Source organism: Micromonospora sp. NPDC023644 (assembly GCF_040640115.1).
Classification (GTDB): domain Bacteria; phylum Actinomycetota; class Actinomycetes; order Mycobacteriales; family Micromonosporaceae; genus Micromonospora.
Genome location: NZ_JBFABA010000016.1, coordinates 96,606 through 116,143, shown reverse-complemented (window position 1 = coordinate 116,143; position 19,538 = coordinate 96,606). Strand labels below are relative to the sequence as shown.

16 protein-coding genes and 2 pseudogenes are annotated in these 19,538 nt (G+C 74.8%); 10 read left to right on the top strand and 8 right to left on the bottom strand.

The window, feature by feature from the left end; translation table 11 throughout:
* The 4 genes and pseudogenes from AB0G08_RS15360 to mraZ all read right to left on the bottom strand — a co-directional run.
* Positions 1-402, bottom strand: a pseudogene (locus AB0G08_RS15360) (penicillin-binding protein 2); the annotation flags it as partial.
* 5 nt (positions 403-407) lie between these two features.
* Positions 408-1,013 (bottom strand): septum formation initiator family protein, encoded by a 606-nt coding sequence (locus tag AB0G08_RS15355; RefSeq protein WP_358087547.1) that lies wholly within the window; start codon positions 1,011-1,013, stop codon positions 408-410.
* Positions 1,003-2,116, bottom strand: a pseudogene (gene rsmH, locus AB0G08_RS15350) (16S rRNA (cytosine(1402)-N(4))-methyltransferase RsmH). The gene AB0G08_RS15355 and the pseudogene rsmH overlap by 11 nt, the downstream one beginning before the upstream one ends.
* A gap of 205 nt (positions 2,117-2,321) precedes the next feature.
* Positions 2,322-2,753 carry a division/cell wall cluster transcriptional repressor MraZ gene (gene mraZ / locus AB0G08_RS15345; RefSeq protein ID WP_358087545.1) on the bottom strand — a complete coding sequence of 144 codons (432 nt, stop codon included), beginning with the start codon at positions 2,751-2,753 and terminating at the stop codon, positions 2,322-2,324.
* Between the two features lie 353 nt (positions 2,754-3,106).
* On the opposite strand from mraZ, the gene AB0G08_RS15340 reads away from it, so the two are divergent.
* Genes AB0G08_RS15340 through AB0G08_RS15320 form a run of 5 tightly spaced genes read left to right on the top strand, consistent with a single transcriptional unit; the run spans position 3,107 to position 6,599 of the window.
* On the top strand, positions 3,107-4,354 hold the full coding sequence (locus AB0G08_RS15340) for a MurT ligase domain-containing protein (protein ID WP_358087566.1): 1,248 nt from the start codon (positions 3,107-3,109) through the stop codon (positions 4,352-4,354).
* Positions 4,344-5,066 (top strand): glutamine amidotransferase, encoded by a 723-nt coding sequence (locus AB0G08_RS15335; protein ID WP_101411882.1) that lies wholly within the window; start codon positions 4,344-4,346, stop codon positions 5,064-5,066. The genes AB0G08_RS15340 and AB0G08_RS15335 overlap by 11 nt, the downstream gene beginning before the upstream one ends.
* Positions 5,063-5,746, top strand: coding sequence for a VTT domain-containing protein (locus AB0G08_RS15330; protein ID WP_358087543.1), 684 nt, complete (start codon positions 5,063-5,065; stop codon positions 5,744-5,746). Before AB0G08_RS15335 ends, AB0G08_RS15330 begins: the two co-directional genes overlap by 4 nt.
* A gap of 8 nt (positions 5,747-5,754) precedes the next feature.
* Positions 5,755-6,435, top strand: a complete 681-nt coding sequence (locus AB0G08_RS15325; protein ID WP_358087541.1) for a phosphotransferase — start codon at positions 5,755-5,757, stop codon at positions 6,433-6,435.
* Entirely contained in the window at positions 6,435-6,599 is a 165-nt protein-coding gene (locus tag AB0G08_RS15320) for a hypothetical protein (RefSeq protein WP_358087539.1), read from the top strand. Before AB0G08_RS15325 ends, AB0G08_RS15320 begins: the two co-directional genes overlap by 1 nt.
* Before the next feature lie 49 nt (positions 6,600-6,648).
* Here AB0G08_RS15320 and AB0G08_RS15315 read toward each other — a convergent pair whose 3' ends face one another.
* Positions 6,649-7,305 carry a response regulator transcription factor gene (locus tag AB0G08_RS15315; protein ID WP_358087537.1) on the bottom strand — a complete coding sequence of 219 codons (657 nt, stop codon included), beginning with the start codon at positions 7,303-7,305 and terminating at the stop codon, positions 6,649-6,651.
* Entirely contained in the window at positions 7,302-8,522 is a 1,221-nt protein-coding gene (locus tag AB0G08_RS15310) for a histidine kinase (protein WP_358087536.1), read from the bottom strand. The genes AB0G08_RS15315 and AB0G08_RS15310 overlap by 4 nt, the downstream gene beginning before the upstream one ends.
* 123 nt (positions 8,523-8,645) lie before the next feature.
* On the opposite strand from AB0G08_RS15310, the gene AB0G08_RS15305 reads away from it, so the two are divergent.
* Together AB0G08_RS15305 and AB0G08_RS15300 are read left to right on the top strand one after the other, a co-directional pair.
* The gene (locus AB0G08_RS15305) at positions 8,646-9,569 is read left to right on the top strand and encodes an ATP-binding cassette domain-containing protein (protein WP_358087534.1); all 924 of its coding nucleotides are present in this window, start codon (positions 8,646-8,648) and stop codon (positions 9,567-9,569) included.
* On the top strand, positions 9,566-10,420 hold the full coding sequence (locus tag AB0G08_RS15300; RefSeq protein ID WP_358087532.1) for an ABC transporter permease subunit: 855 nt from the start codon (positions 9,566-9,568) through the stop codon (positions 10,418-10,420). The genes AB0G08_RS15305 and AB0G08_RS15300 overlap by 4 nt, the downstream gene beginning before the upstream one ends.
* Before the next feature lie 103 nt (positions 10,421-10,523).
* Here AB0G08_RS15300 and leuS read toward each other — a convergent pair whose 3' ends face one another.
* A complete protein-coding gene (leuS, locus tag AB0G08_RS15295; protein WP_358087530.1) occupies positions 10,524-13,358 on the bottom strand; it encodes a leucine--tRNA ligase in 2,835 nt (944 codons plus the stop codon).
* A gap of 575 nt (positions 13,359-13,933) precedes the next feature.
* Here leuS and AB0G08_RS15290 point away from each other — a divergent pair.
* The 3 genes from AB0G08_RS15290 to AB0G08_RS15280 are packed head-to-tail and all read left to right on the top strand — an operon-like array spanning position 13,934 to position 18,771.
* Positions 13,934-14,989 (top strand): MoxR family ATPase, encoded by a 1,056-nt coding sequence (locus AB0G08_RS15290; RefSeq protein WP_357877339.1) that lies wholly within the window; start codon positions 13,934-13,936, stop codon positions 14,987-14,989.
* Between the two features lies 1 nt (position 14,990).
* Positions 14,991-16,289 carry a DUF58 domain-containing protein gene (locus AB0G08_RS15285; RefSeq protein WP_358087528.1) on the top strand — a complete coding sequence of 433 codons (1,299 nt, stop codon included), beginning with the start codon at positions 14,991-14,993 and terminating at the stop codon, positions 16,287-16,289.
* Positions 16,290-16,305: 16 nt separating this feature from the next.
* Positions 16,306-18,771 (top strand): transglutaminaseTgpA domain-containing protein, encoded by a 2,466-nt coding sequence (locus AB0G08_RS15280; protein ID WP_358087527.1) that lies wholly within the window; start codon positions 16,306-16,308, stop codon positions 18,769-18,771.
* 325 nt (positions 18,772-19,096) lie between these two features.
* On the opposite strand, the gene AB0G08_RS15275 is transcribed toward AB0G08_RS15280, so the two are convergent.
* Positions 19,097-19,492 (bottom strand): DUF3040 domain-containing protein, encoded by a 396-nt coding sequence (locus AB0G08_RS15275; protein WP_358087525.1) that lies wholly within the window; start codon positions 19,490-19,492, stop codon positions 19,097-19,099.
* Positions 19,493-19,538: the final 46 nt, after the last annotated feature.

The window sequence follows — 19,538 nt, the reverse complement described above, 5'->3', positions numbered from 1 at the left end:
GCGCGGCGGCGGCAGCGGGTCGTCGTCGTGGCGCGGGGCGCGGGGCGTGACCGTACGGACGACGCCCGAGCGGCCCGGCGCCTCCCGCCGGCCGGCCCGGCCGGCGCCCGCGCGCCCGCCGTCGAGCACCTGGAGGGCGGGGCGGAACGGGTCGCCGGAACGGGTGCTGCGCGGCGTCCGGCGCTGCTCGGCGGGGCCGGCGTCGGCGTCCCGCTCGGCGCGGCCGCCTGCGCGCTGCTCGCGCACGGTGCGCCCGCGCGGGGTGTACGCCCGGGCGTCGGAGATGCCACCGACCCCCGGCTCGCCGGAGCGCGGTTCGGCGCCCCGGCCACCGGTGTTGCGGGACGAACCGCGCCGGGAGCCTGTGGCGTCCCGGCGCGGTTCCTCCGATCTCGGCGGCACGGTCGTCAGCCTCCCGCGCCCTGCTGGCTGGTGATCGAGGGCTGACCCTCGGCCGGCTGCGGCACGCCGATCACCTTGCCGTCGGGCAGCCGGATGTAGGCCGGCTCGCCGGCCTCCACCAGACCGAGCCGGCGGGCCTGGGCCTCCAGGTTGCCCGGGGCCTCCGCTTCGGCGATCTCCTTGTTCAGCTGCTGCTGCTCCACGTCGAGCTTGGCCTGCTGCTCCTGGAGCTTCTCCAGCCGGAAGGCGTTCTCGTTGATCTTCGTGTTGACCAGCAGGATGCCGAGCACCCCGCCGACCACCAGCACCAGGACCAGCGCGGCGAACGGCGCCCGCGGCACCTTCACCGGCGGCGGTGGCGCCACCCGCAGCCGGGGCGGACGCGCCGTGGCGACGCTCTCCCGCTCGGCCGGCCGCAGCGCGGCGCTGCCCTGGGTCGGGAACTCGCGCGCCCCCCGGGCGCGAGTCTCCCCCTGCCGGTTCGCGCGGTCCGCCCGCGGCGTGCCGGTCCCGATGCGCGTGGCCCGCTCCGCCGCGGTCCGGCCCCCCGACCGCGGTGCGCGCTGCCCGCCGCCGGTGACGTCCCGGCGGTCGCGCTTGTCATTCGTCATGTCCCTCCCCCTCTTCGTCCGTCCCTGTCCCGTCCCCCGGGGTCCGTCGGATCCGTGTCGGACCCGGGGGACCCCGCCCCTGGTTGGTGCATCGCCTTCACCCGCCGGCGGTACCGTTCGCGGTCGGTACGCCCCTGCTGCGCCGCGTCCGGGTCGAGTCGCTCCGCGGCCCGCAGCCGCACCGAGGCGGCCCGCGGGTTCGCGGCGACCTCCACCTCCCCGGGCAGTTCGGCGCCCCGGCTGAGCAGCCGGAACGTCGGACCGGACCCGGGCAGTTCGACCGGGAGGTCGACCGGGCCCTTGCTGCGGACCCGGTCGCTGAGCGCCGCCTTGGTGAGCCGGTCCTCCAGCGAGTGGTAGGACAGGACCACCATGCGGCCGCCCACGTTGAGCTTGTCGAGCGCGGCTGGCAGCGCCGTCTCCAGCGCTGCCAGCTCCTTGTTTACCTCGATCCGTAAAGCCTGAAACGTTCTCTTGGCCGGGTGTCCCCCGGTTCGTCGCGCGGGTGCCGGAATGGACTCCCTGACCAGTTCGGCCAGCCGCGCCGACGAGGTGATCCGGGCCCGCTCGCGCTCGCGGATGATCGCCGAGGCGATCCGACCCGCGAACTTCTCCTCGCCGTAGACCCGCAGCACGCGGGCCAGGTCCGGATGGGCGTAGGTGTTGACCACCTCCTCGGCGGTCGTCCCCCGGGTCTGGTCCATCCGCATGTCCAGCGGGGCGTCCTGCGCGTAGGCGAACCCGCGGTCGGGTGCGTCGAGTTGCAGGGAGGAGACCCCCAGGTCGAACAGGATGCCGTCGATCGCCGGATAGCCCAGCCGGTCGAGCACCTCCGGAAGCTCGTCGTAGACGGCGTGCTCCAGGTGGACCCGGTCGGCGAAGCGGGCCAACCGGACGCGCGCGTGGGCGAGCGCCTCGGTGTCCCGGTCCAGCCCGATCAGCACCGTCTCCGGATGCGCCTCGAGCACCGCCTCGGCGTGCCCGGCCAGCCCCAGCGTCGCGTCGACGTGGACCGTCCGCCCGCCCCGGCCCAGCGCGGGGGCCAGCAACTCGAGACACCGCTCGAGCAGCACCGGCACGTGCGTGCCGCGTAGCTCCCCCATGTCGACCCCCACTGGTGTGAAACCTTCGTCCTTCATGCGTCCGTCGTCGGACGACGCCGTGCCGTCGTACCGCCAGATCCCCATCCGCTCCCGCCCGTCGGAGGCCGCGGCCCTCCGATCGGATCGTGCGCCTGGCACCGGGGAAGGGGTGCCAGGAACTCGAAAGCGGGTGGAGATCTCGCAGTACGTCGGGCGTCGTCACGCCCTACAGACCGCCGGGCAGCACCCCCTCCTCGATGTCGGAGAAGTCGTCTTCGCTCTCCGCGAGGTAGGTCTCCCAGGCAGCCTTGTCCCAGATCTCCACCCGGGTGCTCGCGCCGATCACGACCAGATCCCGGTCGAGAGCGGCGTAGGCCCGCAGGTGGGCCGGGATCGTCACCCGGCCCTGCTTGTCGGGCACCTCGTCGTGCGCGCTGGCGAAGAAGACCCGGCTGTAGGCCCGGGCCGCCTTGTTGGTCACCGGCTGCGCGCGCAACTGCTCCGCGATCCGCTGGAACTCGGGCATCGGGAAGGCGTAGAGGCAGCGGTCCTGCCCTTTGGTGATCACGACACCCCCCGCCAACTCGTCCCGGAACTTCGCCGGGAGGATCAACCGGCCTTTGTCGTCCAGGCGTGGGGTGTGGGTGCCGAGAAACATCGGCCCAACCCCCTCGCCCTTGAGCGGCGTTCGCGGCGCCGCTGACCCCCGGGCCGGTGGGCCCTCCCGGCCTCACCATTGGGCCCCACTCTACTCCACTTCCCTCCACCCGCAACCAGAATCGCCCGCGTGGCGCGGCCTTTCGGCGCGCAAAACAGCACGTCAACGGGGGTGGAGCGGAGTGGAGGGCCCGGCGCCCGCCGGGCCGGTCCGCTTTCCGACATAGATCGACTCCGTCCGGCTGAGCGCGGTCCGACCGCCCCGCCGGGTCACCCCGGCCGAACGGTTCGCCGTCGGCGGCGATCTGGCGGGGTCGCCGGTCCGGTAACCTCGCTCGGGTGACGGACGCGAAGATGCCCCTGCGGGCAAAGGTGGCCAGCTCGGTGTCGCGGACCGCCGCGGCGCTGTCGCGGGCCGCGGGGCGCGGTGACGGCTCGGTGATCGGTGGCTGGATCGGCCTGAAGATCGACCCGGACCTGCTGGCCCACCTGTCGGCCGGGCGCGCCATCGCCCTGGTCTCGGGCACCAACGGCAAGACCACCACCACCCGGCTCACCGCGGCGGCGGTCGGGGTGCTCGGCCGCGTCGCCACCAACTCCTTCGGCGCCAACATGCCGACCGGCCACACCTCGGCGCTCGCCAAGGCCGGCAGCACGCCCTACGCCGTGCTGGAGGTGGACGAGCACTACCTCGCCCAGGTGCTGGACGCCACCGAACCGCACGTGGTGGCGCTGCTCAACCTCTCCCGCGACCAGCTCGACCGGGCCAAGGAGGTCGCCATGATGGCGCAGCTCTGGCGCGCCGCGCTGGTCCGGCACACCAACGTCCGCATCGTCGCCAACGCCGACGACCCGATGGTGGTGTGGGCCGCGACCCCGCCGCCCAACCACGACCACCGCATCGCCCCGCCGCACGTCACCTGGTTCAGCGCCGGGCAACGCTGGCACGACGACTCCTGGGTCTGCCCCGAGTGCGGCTCCACCATCCAGCGCTCCGGCGACCAGTGGTGGTGCAGCGGCTGCCCGCTGCGCCGGCCCGAGCCGCAGTGGATCGTGGAGGACGACGGCGTGGTCGACCCGACCGGCGCCTGGCACAAGGTCAAGCTCCAGCTCCCCGGCAAGGTCAACGTCGGCAACGCCGCGACCGCGCTGGCCGTCGCCGCCGAGTTCGGCGTCCGGCCCGTCGACGCGGTGCTCCAGCTCGGCACCGTCACCTCCGTCGCGGGCCGCTACGCCCAGGTCGACCGCGACGGGCGCAACATCCGGCTGCTGCTGGCGAAGAACCCGGCCAGCTGGTTGGAGGCGTTCGACATGGCCGACGAGGCGCCGACGCTGCTCTCCATCAACGCCCGGGACCCCGACGGGCTGGACACCTCGTGGCTCTTCGACGTCGACTTCGCCCCGCTACGGGGCCGGCAGGTGCTGATCACCGGCGACCGCGCGTACGACCTCGCGGTCCGGCTGGAGGTCAACGACGTGCCCTTCCAGCACGTGCGGACGTTCGGCGACGCCGTCCGGTCGGTGCCCCCGGGCCGCCTGGAGGTCATCGCGAACTACACCGCGTTCCAGGACATCCGAGCGGAGTTGGACCGTGTCAACTGAGAGCCTGCGCATCGTCTGGATCTACCCCGACCTGCTCTCCACCTACGGCGACCGCGGCAACGCGCTGATCCTCGCCCGCCGGGCGCGCCAGCGCGGCTTCCCGGTCGAGGTGCTGGAGGTGCGCTCCGACCAGCGCCTCCCCTCCACCGCCGACATCTACCTCATCGGCGGCGGCGAGGACGGCCCGCAGGCACTCGGCGCGCAGCGGCTGCTCGCCGACGGCGGCCTGCACCGGGCGGTCGCCCAGGGCTCGGTCGTGTTCGGGGTCTGCGCCGGCTACCAACTCCTCGGCACCTCCTTCTTCGCCAAGGGCACCCTCTGCGCCGGGCTGGAACTGCTCGACCTCTCCTCCGACCGGGGGCCCACCCGCGCGGTGGGCGAGCTGGCCGGCGAGATCGACCCGCGGCTGGGCGTGCCGGCGCTGACCGGGTTCGAGAACCACGGCGGGCGCACCCACCTCGGCCCCGGGGTCTCCCCGCTGGCCCGGGTCACCGCCGGGGTCGGCAACGACGGCGCCACCGAGGGGGCGTGGCGGGGCAAGCTGCTCGGCACGTACTCGCACGGCCCGGCCCTGGCCCGCAATCCCGCCCTGGCGGACCTGCTGCTGCGCTGGGCCACCGGCGTGCACCAGCTCCCGCCGCTCGACGACACCTGGTCGGACCGGCTGCGCGCCGAGCGCCGCGCCGCGGTGGCCGCCGCCGCCCGGGCATGATCCCGGCCGTCCGGCGGCTGCTGCGGCAGCCGTCGGCCGTCCGGTTCGCCCTGCTGCTGCTCCTGCTCGCCGCCTTCGGGGCGACGCTGCTCGTCGTCGACCTGCCCGAGGCGCACCAGCTGCCCCGGATGGCCGACCGGCTGGGCGGTCTCGCCCCCGTGGCGGCGGTGCTCGGCGGGGCGCTGCTGCTGGTCGCGCTGGTGCCCCGCACCTTCATCACGCTCGCCTCGGGCGCGATCTTCGGTGCGCTGGAGGGCGCCGCGTACGCGCTGGGCGCCGCGCTGCTCGCGGCGGCGCTGGGCTTCGCGGTCGGCCGCCTCCTCGGGCGGGAGTTCGTCGCCGACCGGGTGCGCGGCCGGCTGGCCCGGCTGGACGGCTGGTTCGCCCGGCAGAGCGTCCTCGGCGTGATCACCGTACGGCTGCTGCCGATCGCCGGCTTCGGGCTGGTCAGCTACGGCTACGGCACCACCGGCGCCCGGGTGCTGCCGTTCCTCGCCGGCAGCGTGATCGCCTCCGCCCCCACCGCCTTCGGCTACGCGGCGGTGGGCGCGGCGGTCACCTCCCCGGGCGACATGAACTGGTTCGGCGCCGCTCCGGCCGCGCTCGGCCTGGTCGCCAGCGTCGTGCTGATCCGCCGCTGGTGGCGCGCCGAGCGACAGCGCCGGCTCGGGCCGAGCTGAGGCCGGCGGTGCGCAGCGGGCCGCCCGGAGCGGGCGGGGACAGCGGGCCGGGCCGCGAGCGGCGGCAGCCGACCGGTGCCACCGGCCACACCGACCGGGCCGCCGAGGAGCGGCTGGGCGGCGGCTTCGTCGCCGAGGTCGTCCGGGTCGGCGACACCGTCCGGCGTACGCCGCCGGAGAACGCCGACTTCGTCGCCGCGCTGCTGCGGCACCTGGAGCGGACGGGCGCGGACGTCGCGCCCCGCCACCTAGGCACGGACGAGCGGGACCGGCAGGTGCTCAGCCACGTCGACGGCCGGGTGCCGTGGCGGGACCGGGAGGACCCGGCGTACTTCGCCGACCCGGCGCTGACCCGGCTGGCCGAGCTGCTCCGGCGGCTGCACGACGCCTGTGCGGGCAGCCCGCTGGCCGGCGACGCCGAGACGGTCTGCCACCGCGACCTGTCCCCGAAGAACACGGTGTACCGGGACTCCCCCGCCGGCCCGCTGCCCGTGGCGCTGATCGCTGGGACCTGGCCGCGCCCGGCCGGCGGGTCGAGGACGTCGCCTTCGCCGCCTGGCACTGGGCGGCGCTGGGGCCGGACGCCGACCCGGCGGAGCTGGGCCGGCGCGCCCGGCTGCTCTGCGACGCCTACGAGGCGGCCGGCGCGGAGCCGCTCGCGCTGCCCCGCGCCGAACTGGTCGACGTGATGCTCGCCCAGCTCGACGGCACCTGGCGGGGCATCGTGGCCGGCGCGGACCGGGGCGAGGAGAGCATGCGCCGGCTGCGCGACGCCGGGGTGCCACCGATGATCCGCAGCTGGCACGACTGGCTCACCGACCACCGCGCTGCGGTGGCGGCCGCCCTGCGCTGACCGCCCGGGTCCACGGCCGGCAGCGGCCCGCGCCCGTCGGGACGACGCGTCACCGCGACGGGGAGACCAGCCCCGCCTCGTAGGCGGCGATGACGAGGTGCACCCGGTCGCGGGCGCCCAGCTTGCCGAACAGCCGGGCCACGTGCGCCTTGGCGGTGGCCGCGCTGATCACCAGCTCGGCGGCGATCTCGCCGTTGGACAGGCCCCGGCCGACGAGGGTCAGCACCTCGCGCTCCCGCTCGGTGACGCCGTCGAGCGTCCGGGTCGGGGCGGCGGGGGTCGGCCGGCGGGCGAACTCGGCGATGAGCCGGCGGGTCACCCCGGGGGCGATCAGCGCGTCCCCGGCGGCGACCACCCGGACCGCGTTGAGGATGTCGTCCAGCGCCATGTCCTTGACCAGGAACCCGCTCGCGCCGGCGCGCAGCGCGGCGTGCACGTGCTCGTCGTCGTCGAAGGTGGTGAGCACGAGGACGCGGGTGACGCCGCCGTGCGCGGTGATCGCGCGGGTGGCCCGGATGCCGTCCATGCCGGGCATCCGCAGGTCCATCAGCACCACGTCCGGCACGACCTCGTGGGCGAGCCGCACCGCGTCGGTCCCCGTGCCCGCCTCGCCGACGACGTCGATGTCGGGGGCGTCGGCGATGAGCACCCGCAGGCCGGCGCGGACCAGTGGCTGGTCGTCGACGAGCAGCACCCGGACGCTCACCGGTCCCCCGTCCCGGGCCACGAGCCGACCGGCTCCTTCGCCGCTGGCGGCGCCGGCAGCCACGCCGCCACCCGGAAGCCGCCTTCCGGGCGCGGCCCGGCGTGGAACCGGCCGCCGGCCAGGGCGACCCGTTCCCGCATGCCGACGATGCCGTGCCCCTCGCCGCCGACCGTGCCGCCCCGACCGTCGTCAACGACCTCCACCACGACCTCGTCGGGGCCGTGCGTGACGGTGACCCGGCACCGGTCGCTGCCCGCGTGTCGTACCACGTTGGTGAGCGCCTCCTGCACGATCCGGAACGCGGCGAGGTCGACCTCGGCCGGGACCGGCCGCCGCTCGCCGCCGCGCCGCAGGTCCACCCGCACCCCGGCGTCGGCGGTGGCCGCGACCAGCCGGTCCAGGTCGTCCAGCCCGGGCGTCGGATCCAGCGACGCCGACTCCGACTGCGGGCGGCGCAGCGCGCCGAGCGTACGCCGCAGGCCGGCCAGGGTGTCGCGGCTGGTCGCCTCGATGGTGGCCAGCGCGGCGCGGGCCTGCGCCGGTTGGGTGTCGATGACCCGGGCCCCCACCCCGGCCTGGATGGCGATCACCCCGATGCTGTGGGCGACCATGTCGTGCAGCTCGCGGGCGATGCGCAGCCGCTCGGCGGTGACCGCCTCGGCGGCGACGTGCGACCGGAGCGCCTCGGCGTAGCCGCGCCGGGCCCGCACGGAGTTGCCGACCGTCCACGCGGTGACGACCGCCAGCACGGAGATCATGGCCCGGCTCACCGGGTCGGTGGAGGGGTTCACGAAGCTCGCGGTGATCTGCACGGCGAGCGCCACGACGGCCACCGGCACCGAGACGCGACGGGACCTCCCCGCCGCGATCAGCCCCACCACCAGGTCCACCGCCAGGAACTGCGCGTACCAGATGTCGGCCAGGTAGCCGTCCTCCGGGACGTTGACGACCACGGTGACCACGCACGCCGCGACGAGCATCAGCGCCAGGGCCAGCACCGGTCGGCGCCGCAGCAGGCCGGCGGGCGGGGCCACGGCCAGCAGCGGCACCAGGTAACGCTCGGCGAGCCACCAGTCGCCGAACCCCACGCCGTTGCGGCTCGACGCCACGACCGGGGCCATGAGCACGGCGACCGGCAGCACCGCGACGCCGACCCAGGGCAGCACCGTCCGCGCCAGCGCCGGGGCGCGGCGCGGCGGCGGCGCGGTCGCATCCATGCGCACACGGTAGCCAGCCGGCCCCCGCCCGGGCATCGGCCCACGGGCGTACGCCCCTGGGCGGGTCACCGGCCGCCAGGTGTGGCCGGCGGGGCGACGCCCCGCCGCCCGGCGCACGGCAGCGTGGGTCGGGTGATCGAACTCAACGCCCTGACGAGACGGTACGGCCGCACGACGGCCGTCGACGACCTCACCCTGAGCGTGCGCCCCGGCCACGTGACCGGGTTCCTCGGCCCGAACGGGGCCGGCAAGTCCACCACCCTGCGGATGATCATCGGGCTCACCGCGCCGACCAGCGGCACCGTCACCGTGGACGGGGTCCGGTTCGCCGACCGGCCACGCGGGCTGCACCACGCCGGGGCGCTGCTCGACGCGGGGGACGTGCACGGCGGACGCAGCGCCGTGGCCCACCTGTCGGCCTTGGCCCGCAGCAACGGCATCGGGCGCGGCCGGGTTGACGAGGTGCTGCGGGAGGTGGGGCTCTCGGCCGTCGCACGGCGGCGGATCGGCGGCTTCTCCCTGGGCATGCGGCAGCGGCTCGGGATCGCCGCGGCGCTGCTCGGGGATCCGCCCGTGCTGCTCTTCGACGAGCCGTTCAACGGCCTCGACCCGGAGGGGGTGCGGTGGGTGCGGGACCTGTTCCGGCGGCTGGCGGCCGAGGGGCGCACGGTCTTCGTCTCCAGCCACCTGATGAGCGAGATGCAGAACTGCGTCGACCGGCTCGTGGTGATCGGCCGGGGCCGGCTGATCGCCGAACAGAGCCTCGCCGAGTTCGCCGCCCGGAGCACCCGGGCCAGCGTGACGGTCCGTACGCCCGACCCGGCGACGCTGGCCGCCGTGCTGGCGGCCGAGGGCGCCGACGTGCGACCGGCCGACGCCGGGGCGCTCGTCGTGACCGGCCTGCCGGCCGCCCGGATCGGCGACCTCGCCCTCGCCCACGGCGTCGGGCTGCACGAACTGACCACCCGCACCGCCTCGCTGGAGGAGGCGTTCATGGAACTCACCGCCGCCAGCGTCGAATACCTCGCCGGGGAGGGGACCCGATGACCGTCGTGACCGCGCCGACCCGCCGACCGACCGTGACCGGGGCGCCGGCCCGGTTCCGGGACCTGCTGGCCGCCGAGTGGATCAAGCTGTGGTCGCTGCGCTCGACCCGCTGGACGCTGCCGCTGGTCTTCCTGTTCGTCATCGGCACGAGCGTCAACGCCAGCCTCGCCGACCACCGGAACTGGCCGACCTACCCCGAGGGGCGCCGGGAGCTGTTCCGCCTGTACGGGCCGGTGCGCGACGCCTTCCCCGAGGCCGGCTACCTGCTGCTGATCCTGGCCTCGGCCACCGTCGGCGCCCTGACGATCGTCGGCGAACACCAGAGCGGGCTGATCCGCGCCACGTTCGCCGCCGTGCCCGCCCGCCGGGCGGTGGTCGCCGCGAAGGCCGCCGTGCTGACCGCCGTCATGCTCGTCCTTGGCACGGCCACCGCGGCGACCGCGTTCTGGGTGTCCCAGGCGATCCTCGCCGACCGGGACGCCGGCTGGTCGATCGGCGAGCCGGGGGTGCTGCGCGCCGTCGCGGCGAGCGCCGTGCTGGTGCCCGTGTGCGCGCTGGTCGGGATGGGTCTGGGCGCGCTCACCCGACACGCCGCCGCAGCCGTGGCCACGGCCACGACGGTGCTCCTGCTGGCGCCGATGCTGGTCGACAGCGACGAGCACCGGTGGATCGCCGAGGCGCACAACGCCCTGCCGCTCACCGCCTGGCTGCGGCTGATCGAGGTGCACCCCGACGTCCTCAACCCGGACCCGTACCCGGCCACGGTCACCGGCGCCTGGCTGACCCTCGCCGCCTGGTCCCTCACGGCCACCCTCACGGCGATCACCCTCACCCACCGCCGCGACCCCTGACCGGTCAGGCGCGTCGATCATGCAGTCGTGGTGCCCGGCTCGTCCGGTTCCGGGGACTTTGTCCCCCACCACGGCTGCATGATCGACGCGGGAGCGGGGCGGGTCAGGCGACCACGGAGACCATGCGGCCCTTGACCACGATGACCTTGCGGGGCTCCTTGCCGGCCAGTGAGGACGCGACCGCCTCCAGGGCCGCCGCGCGGACGGTCTCCTCGGGCGCGTCGGCGGGGACCTCGACCCGGCCACGCACCTTGCCGTTGATCTGCACCGGGTAGGTCACCGTCTCCGCCACCAGCAGCGCCGGATCGGCGGTCGGGAAGTCGGCGTACGTCAGGGAGGTGTCGTGCCCCAGCCGGCGCCACAGCTCCTCGGCGACGTGCGGGGCGAACGGCGCCAGCATCAGCACCAGCGGCTCGGCCACCTCACGCGGGGTCTCCGCCAGCCGGGTCAGCCCGTTGGTCAGCTCGATCAGCTTGGCGATCGCGGTGTTGAACCGGATCGCCTCCATGTCGCCGCGCACCCCGTCGATCGCCTTGTGCAGCAGTCGCCGGGTCGCGGCGTCGGCGGGGGCGTCGGTGACCCGCAGCGCGCCGGTCTGCTCGTCGACGACCGCCCGCCAGACCCGCTGCAGGAACCGGTACGACCCGACCACCGCCCGGGTCTCCCACGGGCGGGACACCTCCAGCGGACCCATCGACATCTCGTAGACGCGGAACGTGTCCGCCCCGTACGCGGCGCACATCTCGTCCGGCGTGACCACGTTCTTCAGGGACTTGCCCATCTTGCCGTACTCGCGCTTGACCTGGGTGTCGCCCAGGTAGAAGCCGCCGTCGCGCTCGGTGACCTCCTCGGCCGGCACGTAGGCGCCCCGGGCGTCGGTGTACGCGTACGCCTGGATGTAGCCCTGGTTGAACAGCTTGCGGAACGGCTCGAACGACGAGACGTGCCCCAGGTCGTACAGCACCTTGTGCCAGAAGCGCGCGTACAGCAGGTGCAGCACGGCGTGCTCGGCGCCGCCGACGTACATGTCGGTGCCCCCGCAGTCGCCCTCGCCGCGCGGCCCCATCCAGTACGCCTCGTTCTCGGCGTCGACGAACCGCTGCGAGTTCGTCGGGTCCAGGTAGCGCAGCTCGTACCAGCACGAGCCGGCCCACTGCGGCATCACGTTGGTCTCGCGGGTGTAGCGCTTCGGGCCGTCGCCCAGGTCCAGCTCCACCTCGACCCAGTCGCGCCGGCGCGACAGCGGCGTCTCCGGGTTGCTGCCGGCGTCCTCCGGGTCGAACGTGCGCGGCGAGAAGTCGTCCACCTCGGGCAGCTCGACCGGCAGCATCTCCTCCGGCAGCGCGATCGCGGCGCCGGTGGAGTCGTAGACGATGGGGAACGGCTCGCCCCAGTAACGCTGCCGGGAGAACAGCCAGTCGCGCAGCCGGTAGGTCACCGCGCCGGCGCCGTGCCCGTTGGCCTCCAGCCACTCGATGATCCGGGCCTTGGCCTCGGCCACCCCCAGGCCGTCCAGGTCCAGGCCGCGCTCGGGCGCGGCGCTGTTGATCGCCGGGCCGTCCCCGGTGTACGCCTTGCCGTCGAAGCCCTCCGCCGGCTGCACGGTACGCACGATCGGCAGCTCGAAGACCTCGGCGAAGGCCCAGTCCCGCTCGTCCTGGCCGGGCACCGCCATGATCGCGCCGGTGCCGTAGCCGGCCAGCACGTAGTCGGCGACGAAGACCGGGATCCGCGCCCCGGTGGCCGGGTTGGTGGCGTACGCCCCGACGAAGACGCCGGTCTTCTCCTTCGTGTCGGCCTGCCGCTCGACGTCGGTCTTGGCCGCCGCCGCCTTGCGGTACGCCTCCACGGCCGCGCGCGGGTTGGCGTGCCCGCCGGTCCACGCGTCCTTCGTCCCGTCGGGCCAGGCGGCCGGCGCGAGCGCGTCGACCAGCTCGTGCTCGGGGGCCAGCACCATGTAGGTGGCGCCGAAGATCGTGTCGGGCCGGGTCGTGAACACCCGGATCGGCGCGACGGCGGTCGGGAAGTCGACGTGCGCGCCGGTGGAGCGGCCGATCCAGTTGCGCTGCATCAGCTTGATCGGCTCGGGCCAGTCCAGCGTGTCCAGGTCGTCCAGCAGCCGGTCGGCGTACGCGGTGATCCGCATCATCCACTGCTTCAGGTTGCGCTTGAAGACCGGGAAGTTGCCCCGCTCGGAGCGGCCGTCGGCGGTGACCTCCTCGTTGGCCAGCACCGTGCCCAGCCCCGGGCACCAGTTGACCGGCGCCTGCGAGACGTACGCCAGCCGGTGGTCGTCGACGACGGCCCGGCGCTCGGCGACGGACAGCTCCGCCCACGGCCGGCCGTCGGGGGTCGGCCGGTTGCCGCCCTCGAACTCGGCGATCAGCTCGGCGATCGGGCGGGCCCGCTTCGCGTCCGTGTCGTACCAGGAGTTGAAGACCTGCAGGAAGATCCACTGCGTCCAGCGGTAGAAGTCGGTGTCGATGGTGGCCACCGAGCGGCGCTCGTCGTGGGCCAGGCCCAGCCGGCGCAGCTGCGCCTTGTAGCGCTCGATGTTCGCCACCGTGGTGGTGCGCGGGTGGGTGCCGGTCTGCACCGCGTACTGCTCGGCGGGCAGGCCGAACGCGTCGAAGCCCATCGCGTGCAGCACGTTGCGCCCCGCCATCCGCTGGTAGCGGGCGAAGCAGTCGGTGCCGATGTAGCCCAGGGGGTGGCCGACGTGCAGGCCCGCGCCCGACGGGTACGGGAACATGTCCAGGACGTACAGCTTCTCCGCCCCGGCGCGGGGGTGACCGGGGTCGGCCAGCGGGCCGGTCGGGTTCGGGGCGTGGAACGTCCCCTCCCGCGCCCAGGCGTCCTGCCAGCGCTGCTCGATCTCCTCGGCCAGGGCCGCGGTGTACCGGAACGGGGGAATGTCGGCCGGTGCTGCCTCACTCATGGCGTCTCCTCGCTTCGCTCGTCGCCGCCGGCCACGCCACGGCCGGGCTGGGTGCTGACCTCGCTCAGCGCGGTCATGTCGGTCTGGCTCGGGTCTGTCCGCCGCCGGCGCCGCGCCGCCACGGGGCCGGTGCCGGTGCCGCCCGCCGGGGCGTCCGGCGGAGGGCACAAAAAAGCCCCTCGCGCAGGAGGGGCCGCCGTGCTGTCGCGCGTCAGCGCATCAGCACGGCCCGGTAAGAAGCAGGAAGAATCCGGCCATGACCGGGAGTGTACCCCGCCGTCCGGTCCCGCAGGTGGCCCGCCACCACCGGTCGGGACGGGCGGGTGCGGCCGTCCGCGCCGCGGCAGCCCTTCGTGATCATGAGCGGCACCGAGAGCGACCGCCGGATCCCCCGACCCGGCGAATATTCGGTGCGTAACCGACCGTCTACCTGCGGGGGTCGGCGACAGCGAGAAACATGGTTAGCCTGAGAGACCAGTGAGATTTCTGCGGCAGACGAGGCTCGGCGTCGCGAACCCTACGGCGGGTCCAGCTGCTCTATACAGAGCTGCCGTCCGGCGACGAGGAGGAGGCCCGTGACACAACAGACCTGGGACGAGGTGGGCGGCCTGTTGCCGCACGACGAGTTCCGCGCCGCCAGCGAAGCCATCGTGTCGAACATCGAGCAGGTCATCGAGGGCAAGACCGCCACCGTGCGGCTCGCCCTGGCCGTCCTGCTCGCCGAGGGCCACCTGCTCATCGAGGACGTGCCCGGGGTCGGCAAGACCAAGCTCGCCAAGGCCATGGCCCGTTCGATCGACTGCTCCGTGCGCCGCATCCAGTTCACCCCCGACCTGCTGCCCAGCGACGTCACGGGGGTCAGCGTCTACAACCAGGAGACGCACGACTTCGAGTTCCGCCCCGGTGCGGTCTTCGCCAACCTGGTCGTCGGCGACGAGATCAACCGCGCCTCGCCGAAGACGCAGTCCGCGCTGCTGGAGTGCATGGAGGAGCGCCAGGTCACCGTCGACGGCGTCACCTACCACCTCCAGACGCCGTTCATGGTCATCGCGACCCAGAACCCGATCGAGATGGAGGGCACCTACCCCCTCCCCGAGGCGCAGCGCGACCGGTTCACCGCCCGCATCGCGATGGGCTACCCGGACCCGAGCGCCGAGCTGGCGATGCTCGACGGGCACGGCGCCACGGACCCGCTGGACGAGCTGCGGCCGGTCTCCGACGCCAACACCGTGCGGCAGCTGATCGGCCACGTCCGGCAGGTGCACGTCGCCGACGCGGTCAAGCAGTACGCCATCGACCTGGTCACCGCCACCCGCGAGGCATCCGACCTGCGTCTCGGCGCCTCCCCCCGGGCCACGCTCCAGCTGCTGCGCACCGCCCGCGCGGTGGCCGCCCTGGAGGGCCGCGACTACGTCCTCCCCGACGACCTCCAGGTGCTGGCCGTGCCGGTGCTCGCGCACCGGATCATCCCGACCGCCGACGCCCAGCTCGCCCGGCGCACGACCGACGCGATCGTCTCCGAGCTGGTGCACCGGCTGCCGCTGCCGCACGACCGCGGGCGCTCCCCGTACGACACCCGCCCCACGGGCGAGGGCAACGGCCGAGCCACCTACGAGCCGCGGGGGCGGTGACGTGCGCGACGGGCTGCGAGGGCTGACCACCCGCGGCCGTTCGTTCCTCGCGGCCGCGGTCGCGGCGGCGGTCTCGGCCGGCATCCTCGGCGAGAAGGACCTGCTCCGGGTGGCCGTGCTGCTGGCCATCCTGCCGCTGCTCGCCGCGGCCTACGTCGGGCGCAGCCGCTACAAGCTGGCCTGCAACCGTTCGCTGGACCCGCACCGGGTGCCCGTCGGGGCGAGCTCCCGGGTGGTGCTGCGGTTGCAGAACATGTCCCGGCTGCCCACCGGCACCCTGCTGCTGGAGGACCGGCTGCCGTACGCGCTGGGCAGCCGGCCCCGGGTGGTGCTGGAGCGGCTCGGCGCCCACCAGGCCAGCTCGGTGGCCTACACGGTGCGCGCCGACGTGCGCGGCCGCTACGAGGTGGGCCCGCTGGTGGTCCGGATGACCGACCCGTTCGGGTTGTGCGAGCTGAGCCGCGCCTTCCCGAGCACCGACCACCTGACCGTCATCCCGCAGGTCACCCCGCTGCCCTCGGTGCGCCTGCCCGGCGAGTACGCCGGCAGCGGCGACAGCCGGGCCCGCTCGGTCGCGGTGCACGGCGAGGACGACGCCGCCACCCGCGAGTACCGGATGGGCGACGACCTGCGCCGGGTGCACTGGAAGTCCACGGCGCGCACCGGCGAGCTGATGGTGCGCCGGGAGGAGCAGCCCTGGGAGAGCCGGGCCACCGTCGTGCTGGACACCCGCGCGTACGGCCACCGCGGCGACGGGCCGACGGCCTCCTTCGAGTGGGCGGTCTCCGCCGCCGCGAGCATCGCGGTGCACCTGCGGCAGGCCGGCTACAAGCTGCGGCTGGTCACGGGTTCCGGCGCCGACGTGGACGCGTCGGAGGCGACCGGCGACGGGGTGCTGCTCGACCACCTCGCCGAGGTCCGGCTCGACAAGTTCGGCGAGCTGACCACGCTGGTGCAGCGGGTCCGGCAGCGGTCCGACGGCGGCCTGATCATCGGCCTGTTCGGCTCGGTGAGCACGGCCGAGGCGGAGCTGCTGGCCGGGCTGCGCGGCAACGGCGCCACCTGCGTCGGCTTCCTGCTCGACAGCTCCACCTGGCTCAACCTGCCGGCCAAGGCCCGGGCCGAGGCCGAGCACGCACACGGCGCCGCGGCGCTGGCCATGTTGCAGAGCGGTTGGCGGGTCATCGGGGTCGACCACGGCACGCTGCTGCCCGCGCTGTGGCCGCAGGCGGGTCGCGGTTCGCAGGGCTTCGCGCTGCGGGCGGCCATGGCCGAGACGGTGGCCGGCGGCATGCGATGAACGGAAGGGTCCCCTCATGACCGCCCACCGGAACCTGGGCTTCGTGGCCGCGGCGGCGACGCTGCTCGCCGCCGCGCCGCTGTCGGCCATCTTCGAACGCTGGACGTGGCTGATCCAGGCGACGATCGCGGTGGCCGTGGTCGCCGCCGTGGCCGCGCTCGCCCGACTGGCCCGGGTTCCGCTCTGGGGCCAGGCGCTGGGCATGCTGGCCGGCCTGACGCTGGCCCTGACCTGGCTCTTCCCCGGCGGCGCCGAACTGTTGGGCATCGTGCCCACCCCGTCGACCTTCACCCACTTCGGCGAGCTGCTCGACGGCTCGCTGGAGGACATGCGCTCCTACGGTGTCAAGGTGCCCGACACCGATCCGCTGCTGTTCGTCACGGTGCTCGGGGTCGGCGGGGTGGCCGTGGTGGTCGACGTGCTCACCGTCGGGCTGCGCCGCCCGGCGCTCGCCGGCCTGCCGATGCTGGCGATCTACTCGGTGCCCGTCGCGGTCTACGTGGACAGCGTCCCGGCGGTGCCGTTCGTCGTCGGCGCCGCCGGCTACCTCTGGCTGCTGGTGACCGACAACGTCGACCGGGTCCGCCGCTTCGGCCGGCGGTTCACCGGCGACGGGCGGGACGTCGACGTCTGGGAGGCCTCGCCGCTGGCCGCCGCCGGTCGGCGGCTGGCGGTGGTGGGCGTGCTGCTGGCCGTGGTGCTGCCGCTGGCCGTGCCGGGCATGACGGGCGGGCTGCTGGACACCCTGGGCGCCGGTTCGGGCAACGGCAACGGCAACGGCCGCCCCGGGCAGGGTGGCTCCGGCAGGATCGACCTCTTCGCGGCGTTGAGCGGGCAGCTCAACCAGTCCGAGGTCGCCGACCTGGTCAAGGTCACCACGAACGAGACCAACCCCTTCTACCTGCGCTTCGGGGTGGCCGACAAGCTCACGCCGAGCGGCTTCCGGGAGGGCACCCCCACCGGCCGCCCCGTCGGCGACCTGCCCGCGCCGTCCGCGCGGGGCGTCGAGCAGCGGACGTACCGGGCCACGGTCGAGGTGACGAAGAACCTCACCATGCCGCTGCTGCCGGTCTACACCGAGCCGGTACGCGCCGAGGACCTGAACGGCAACTGGGCGTACGACCCGAGCCTCCAGGTGGTCTTCTCCAACCGGGACAACTCGCGCGAGAAGCGCTACGCGTTCGACTACGTGCGCTCGGTCTACACGCCGGCCGCCCTGCGCCGGTCCCAGCCGCTCCCGGCCGACCACGCCGTCCGGCGCCTGCATCCCGCGCCGCCGCCGGTGCCCGAGGTCGAGGAACTCGTCAACACGCTGGTGCGGGGCAAGGACACCGAGTACGACAAGGTCCGCGCGATCTACGACCACTTCTCCTCGGAGAACGGCTTCACCTACTCGCTCAGCACCAAGGGCGGCACCAGCGGGCGGGAGATCGTCGACTTCCTCGACAACAAGGTCGGCTTCTGCCAGCAGTACGCCGCCGCGATGACGTGGCTGGTCCGGGCCGCCGGCATCCCGGCCCGGGTGGCGTTCGGCTTCGCCAACGGCAGCAACTCCACCGACGGCACGTACACCCTGACCAACCGGAACCTGCACGCCTGGACCGAGGTCTACTTCAACGAGGTCGGCTGGGTGCCCTTCGACGCCACCCCGGCGTACGGCGTGCAGGGCTCCACCCGGTCGGCCTGGGCGCCCGACACCGACGCCCCGGAGGAGGAGACGCCGACCCCCGGCTCGTCGAGCGCCCCCGGCGACGTCGGCCCGTCGGCCGGCCCGGCGGGGCCGGAGGGCCCCGAGGAGGACATCGACTCCGGGCTGGCCCTCGGCGGCGAGGCGCCGACCGAGCAGGCCCCGGTCTGGCCCTGGTACGCCGCCGGCGCGGTGCTGGCCCTGCTGGCCCTGCTCGCCCTGCCGGCGCTGCGCCGCGCGGCCCTGCGCCGGCGCCGCAGCGGCACGGCGACACCTCCCGCGCCGGCGGTGCGACCCGGAACCGCCGGCGCCGCGCCCGCGGACGGGCGGCGCATGGTGGTGCTGGCGGACGCGGAGCGGGCGCGGGCGGACGCGCACGCCGCCTGGGACGAGCTGCTCGACACGCTGGTGGACTACCGGGTCCGGGTCGACCGGACCGAGACCCCCCGGGCGACCGCCGACCGGTTGTCCCGGGAGACGCTCACCGCCGACGCGGGGGCGACCACGGCGGTACGCCTGCTCGGCCGCGCCGAGGAACGCGCCCGCTACGCCCGCGACCCGCTGACCGGCGAGGAGCTCCTGCCGGCCCTGCGCGCCGTACGCACCGCGCTCGCCGCCCGGGCCGACCGGCGCACCCGCCTGGTGGCCGCGGCGCTGCCGCCGTCGGTGCTGCTGCGCTGGCGCCTGGGCACGGCGGAGGCGTCGTCCCGGCTGGTGGCGACGGGCGGTCGGGTCCGGCACCGGCTGCTGCGCTGGAACCCGCGTCGCCTGCTGGCGAGCCGCATGGCCCGCTGACCGACGGACGAACGGGCCGGTAGGGGCACACCCGCCCCCACCGGCCCGTCGCGTTCGCGGGGCGGTGTCGCGGGGCGGTGGGTTGTCCCGGATGGCGGGGGTGCCGGGCCGCCGGGGCGGCCACTGGACACCGGGCACCGGGCACCGGGCACCGGGCACCGGGCACCGGGCACCGGGACATGCGTAGACGCACGTCCGGGGACGTGCGGGACCCGTCCAGGGGGTGAGGTACCCGCCCGGGGGCGTGCGGAAGCGTCAGTGGCCGGCGGGGACTCCCGGCGGCCGACTCGTCGTCGTCGCGGCCCGCCTCAGCGGCGGGTCGGGCTCAGCGGTGCCCCTCCGGGCGCTGCCGCCACCGGTCCTCCATCCGGTCCAGGATCGAGGGCCGACGACCCGACCGACCGCGGGGGCGACGACGACTCGTCGTCCCGCCCACGACGTGCAGGTCCGGTGACTGCGCCCGACGATGCGACTGCACCGCGAACGCGGCCGAGGCCAGCATGACGACGAAACCCGCCACTGCCAGCGGCGGAGTCTTGATCACCGCGCCGTAGACCAACAGGGCCAGCCCAATGATCATCACGCCGGCAGCGACGAGCAGGCGACGCCGCGCGTGGAAGCGCGGATCGCTGGCGCGCACGGCCGAGGCGAATTTGGGGTCCTCGGCAAGCGACCGCTCGATCTGCTCGAACAGCCGCTGCTCGTGCTCCGAGAGCGGCACGGCACTCCTCCCCGGTCACGTTGGTCGGCCCGGTCGGGCCGACAGA

Bases quoted from the DNA above. Each gene is read 5' to 3' on its own strand.
- AB0G08_RS15355 (WP_358087547.1), bottom strand. From the start codon at position 1,013: ATGACGAATGACAAGCGCGACCGCCGGGACGTCACCGGCGGCGGGCAG.
- mraZ (WP_358087545.1), bottom strand. From the start codon at position 2,753: ATGTTTCTCGGCACCCACACCCCACGCCTGGACGACAAAGGCCGGTTG.
- AB0G08_RS15340 (WP_358087566.1), top strand. From the start codon at position 3,107: ATGCCCCTGCGGGCAAAGGTGGCCAGCTCGGTGTCGCGGACCGCCGCG.
- AB0G08_RS15330 (WP_358087543.1), top strand. From the start codon at position 5,063: ATGATCCCGGCCGTCCGGCGGCTGCTGCGGCAGCCGTCGGCCGTCCGG.
- AB0G08_RS15320 (WP_358087539.1), top strand. From the start codon at position 6,435: ATGCTCGCCCAGCTCGACGGCACCTGGCGGGGCATCGTGGCCGGCGCG.
- AB0G08_RS15310 (WP_358087536.1), bottom strand. From the start codon at position 8,522: ATGGATGCGACCGCGCCGCCGCCGCGCCGCGCCCCGGCGCTGGCGCGG.
- AB0G08_RS15300 (WP_358087532.1), top strand. From the start codon at position 9,566: ATGACCGTCGTGACCGCGCCGACCCGCCGACCGACCGTGACCGGGGCG.
- leuS (WP_358087530.1), bottom strand. From the start codon at position 13,358: ATGAGTGAGGCAGCACCGGCCGACATTCCCCCGTTCCGGTACACCGCG.
- AB0G08_RS15280 (WP_358087527.1), top strand. From the start codon at position 16,306: ATGACCGCCCACCGGAACCTGGGCTTCGTGGCCGCGGCGGCGACGCTG.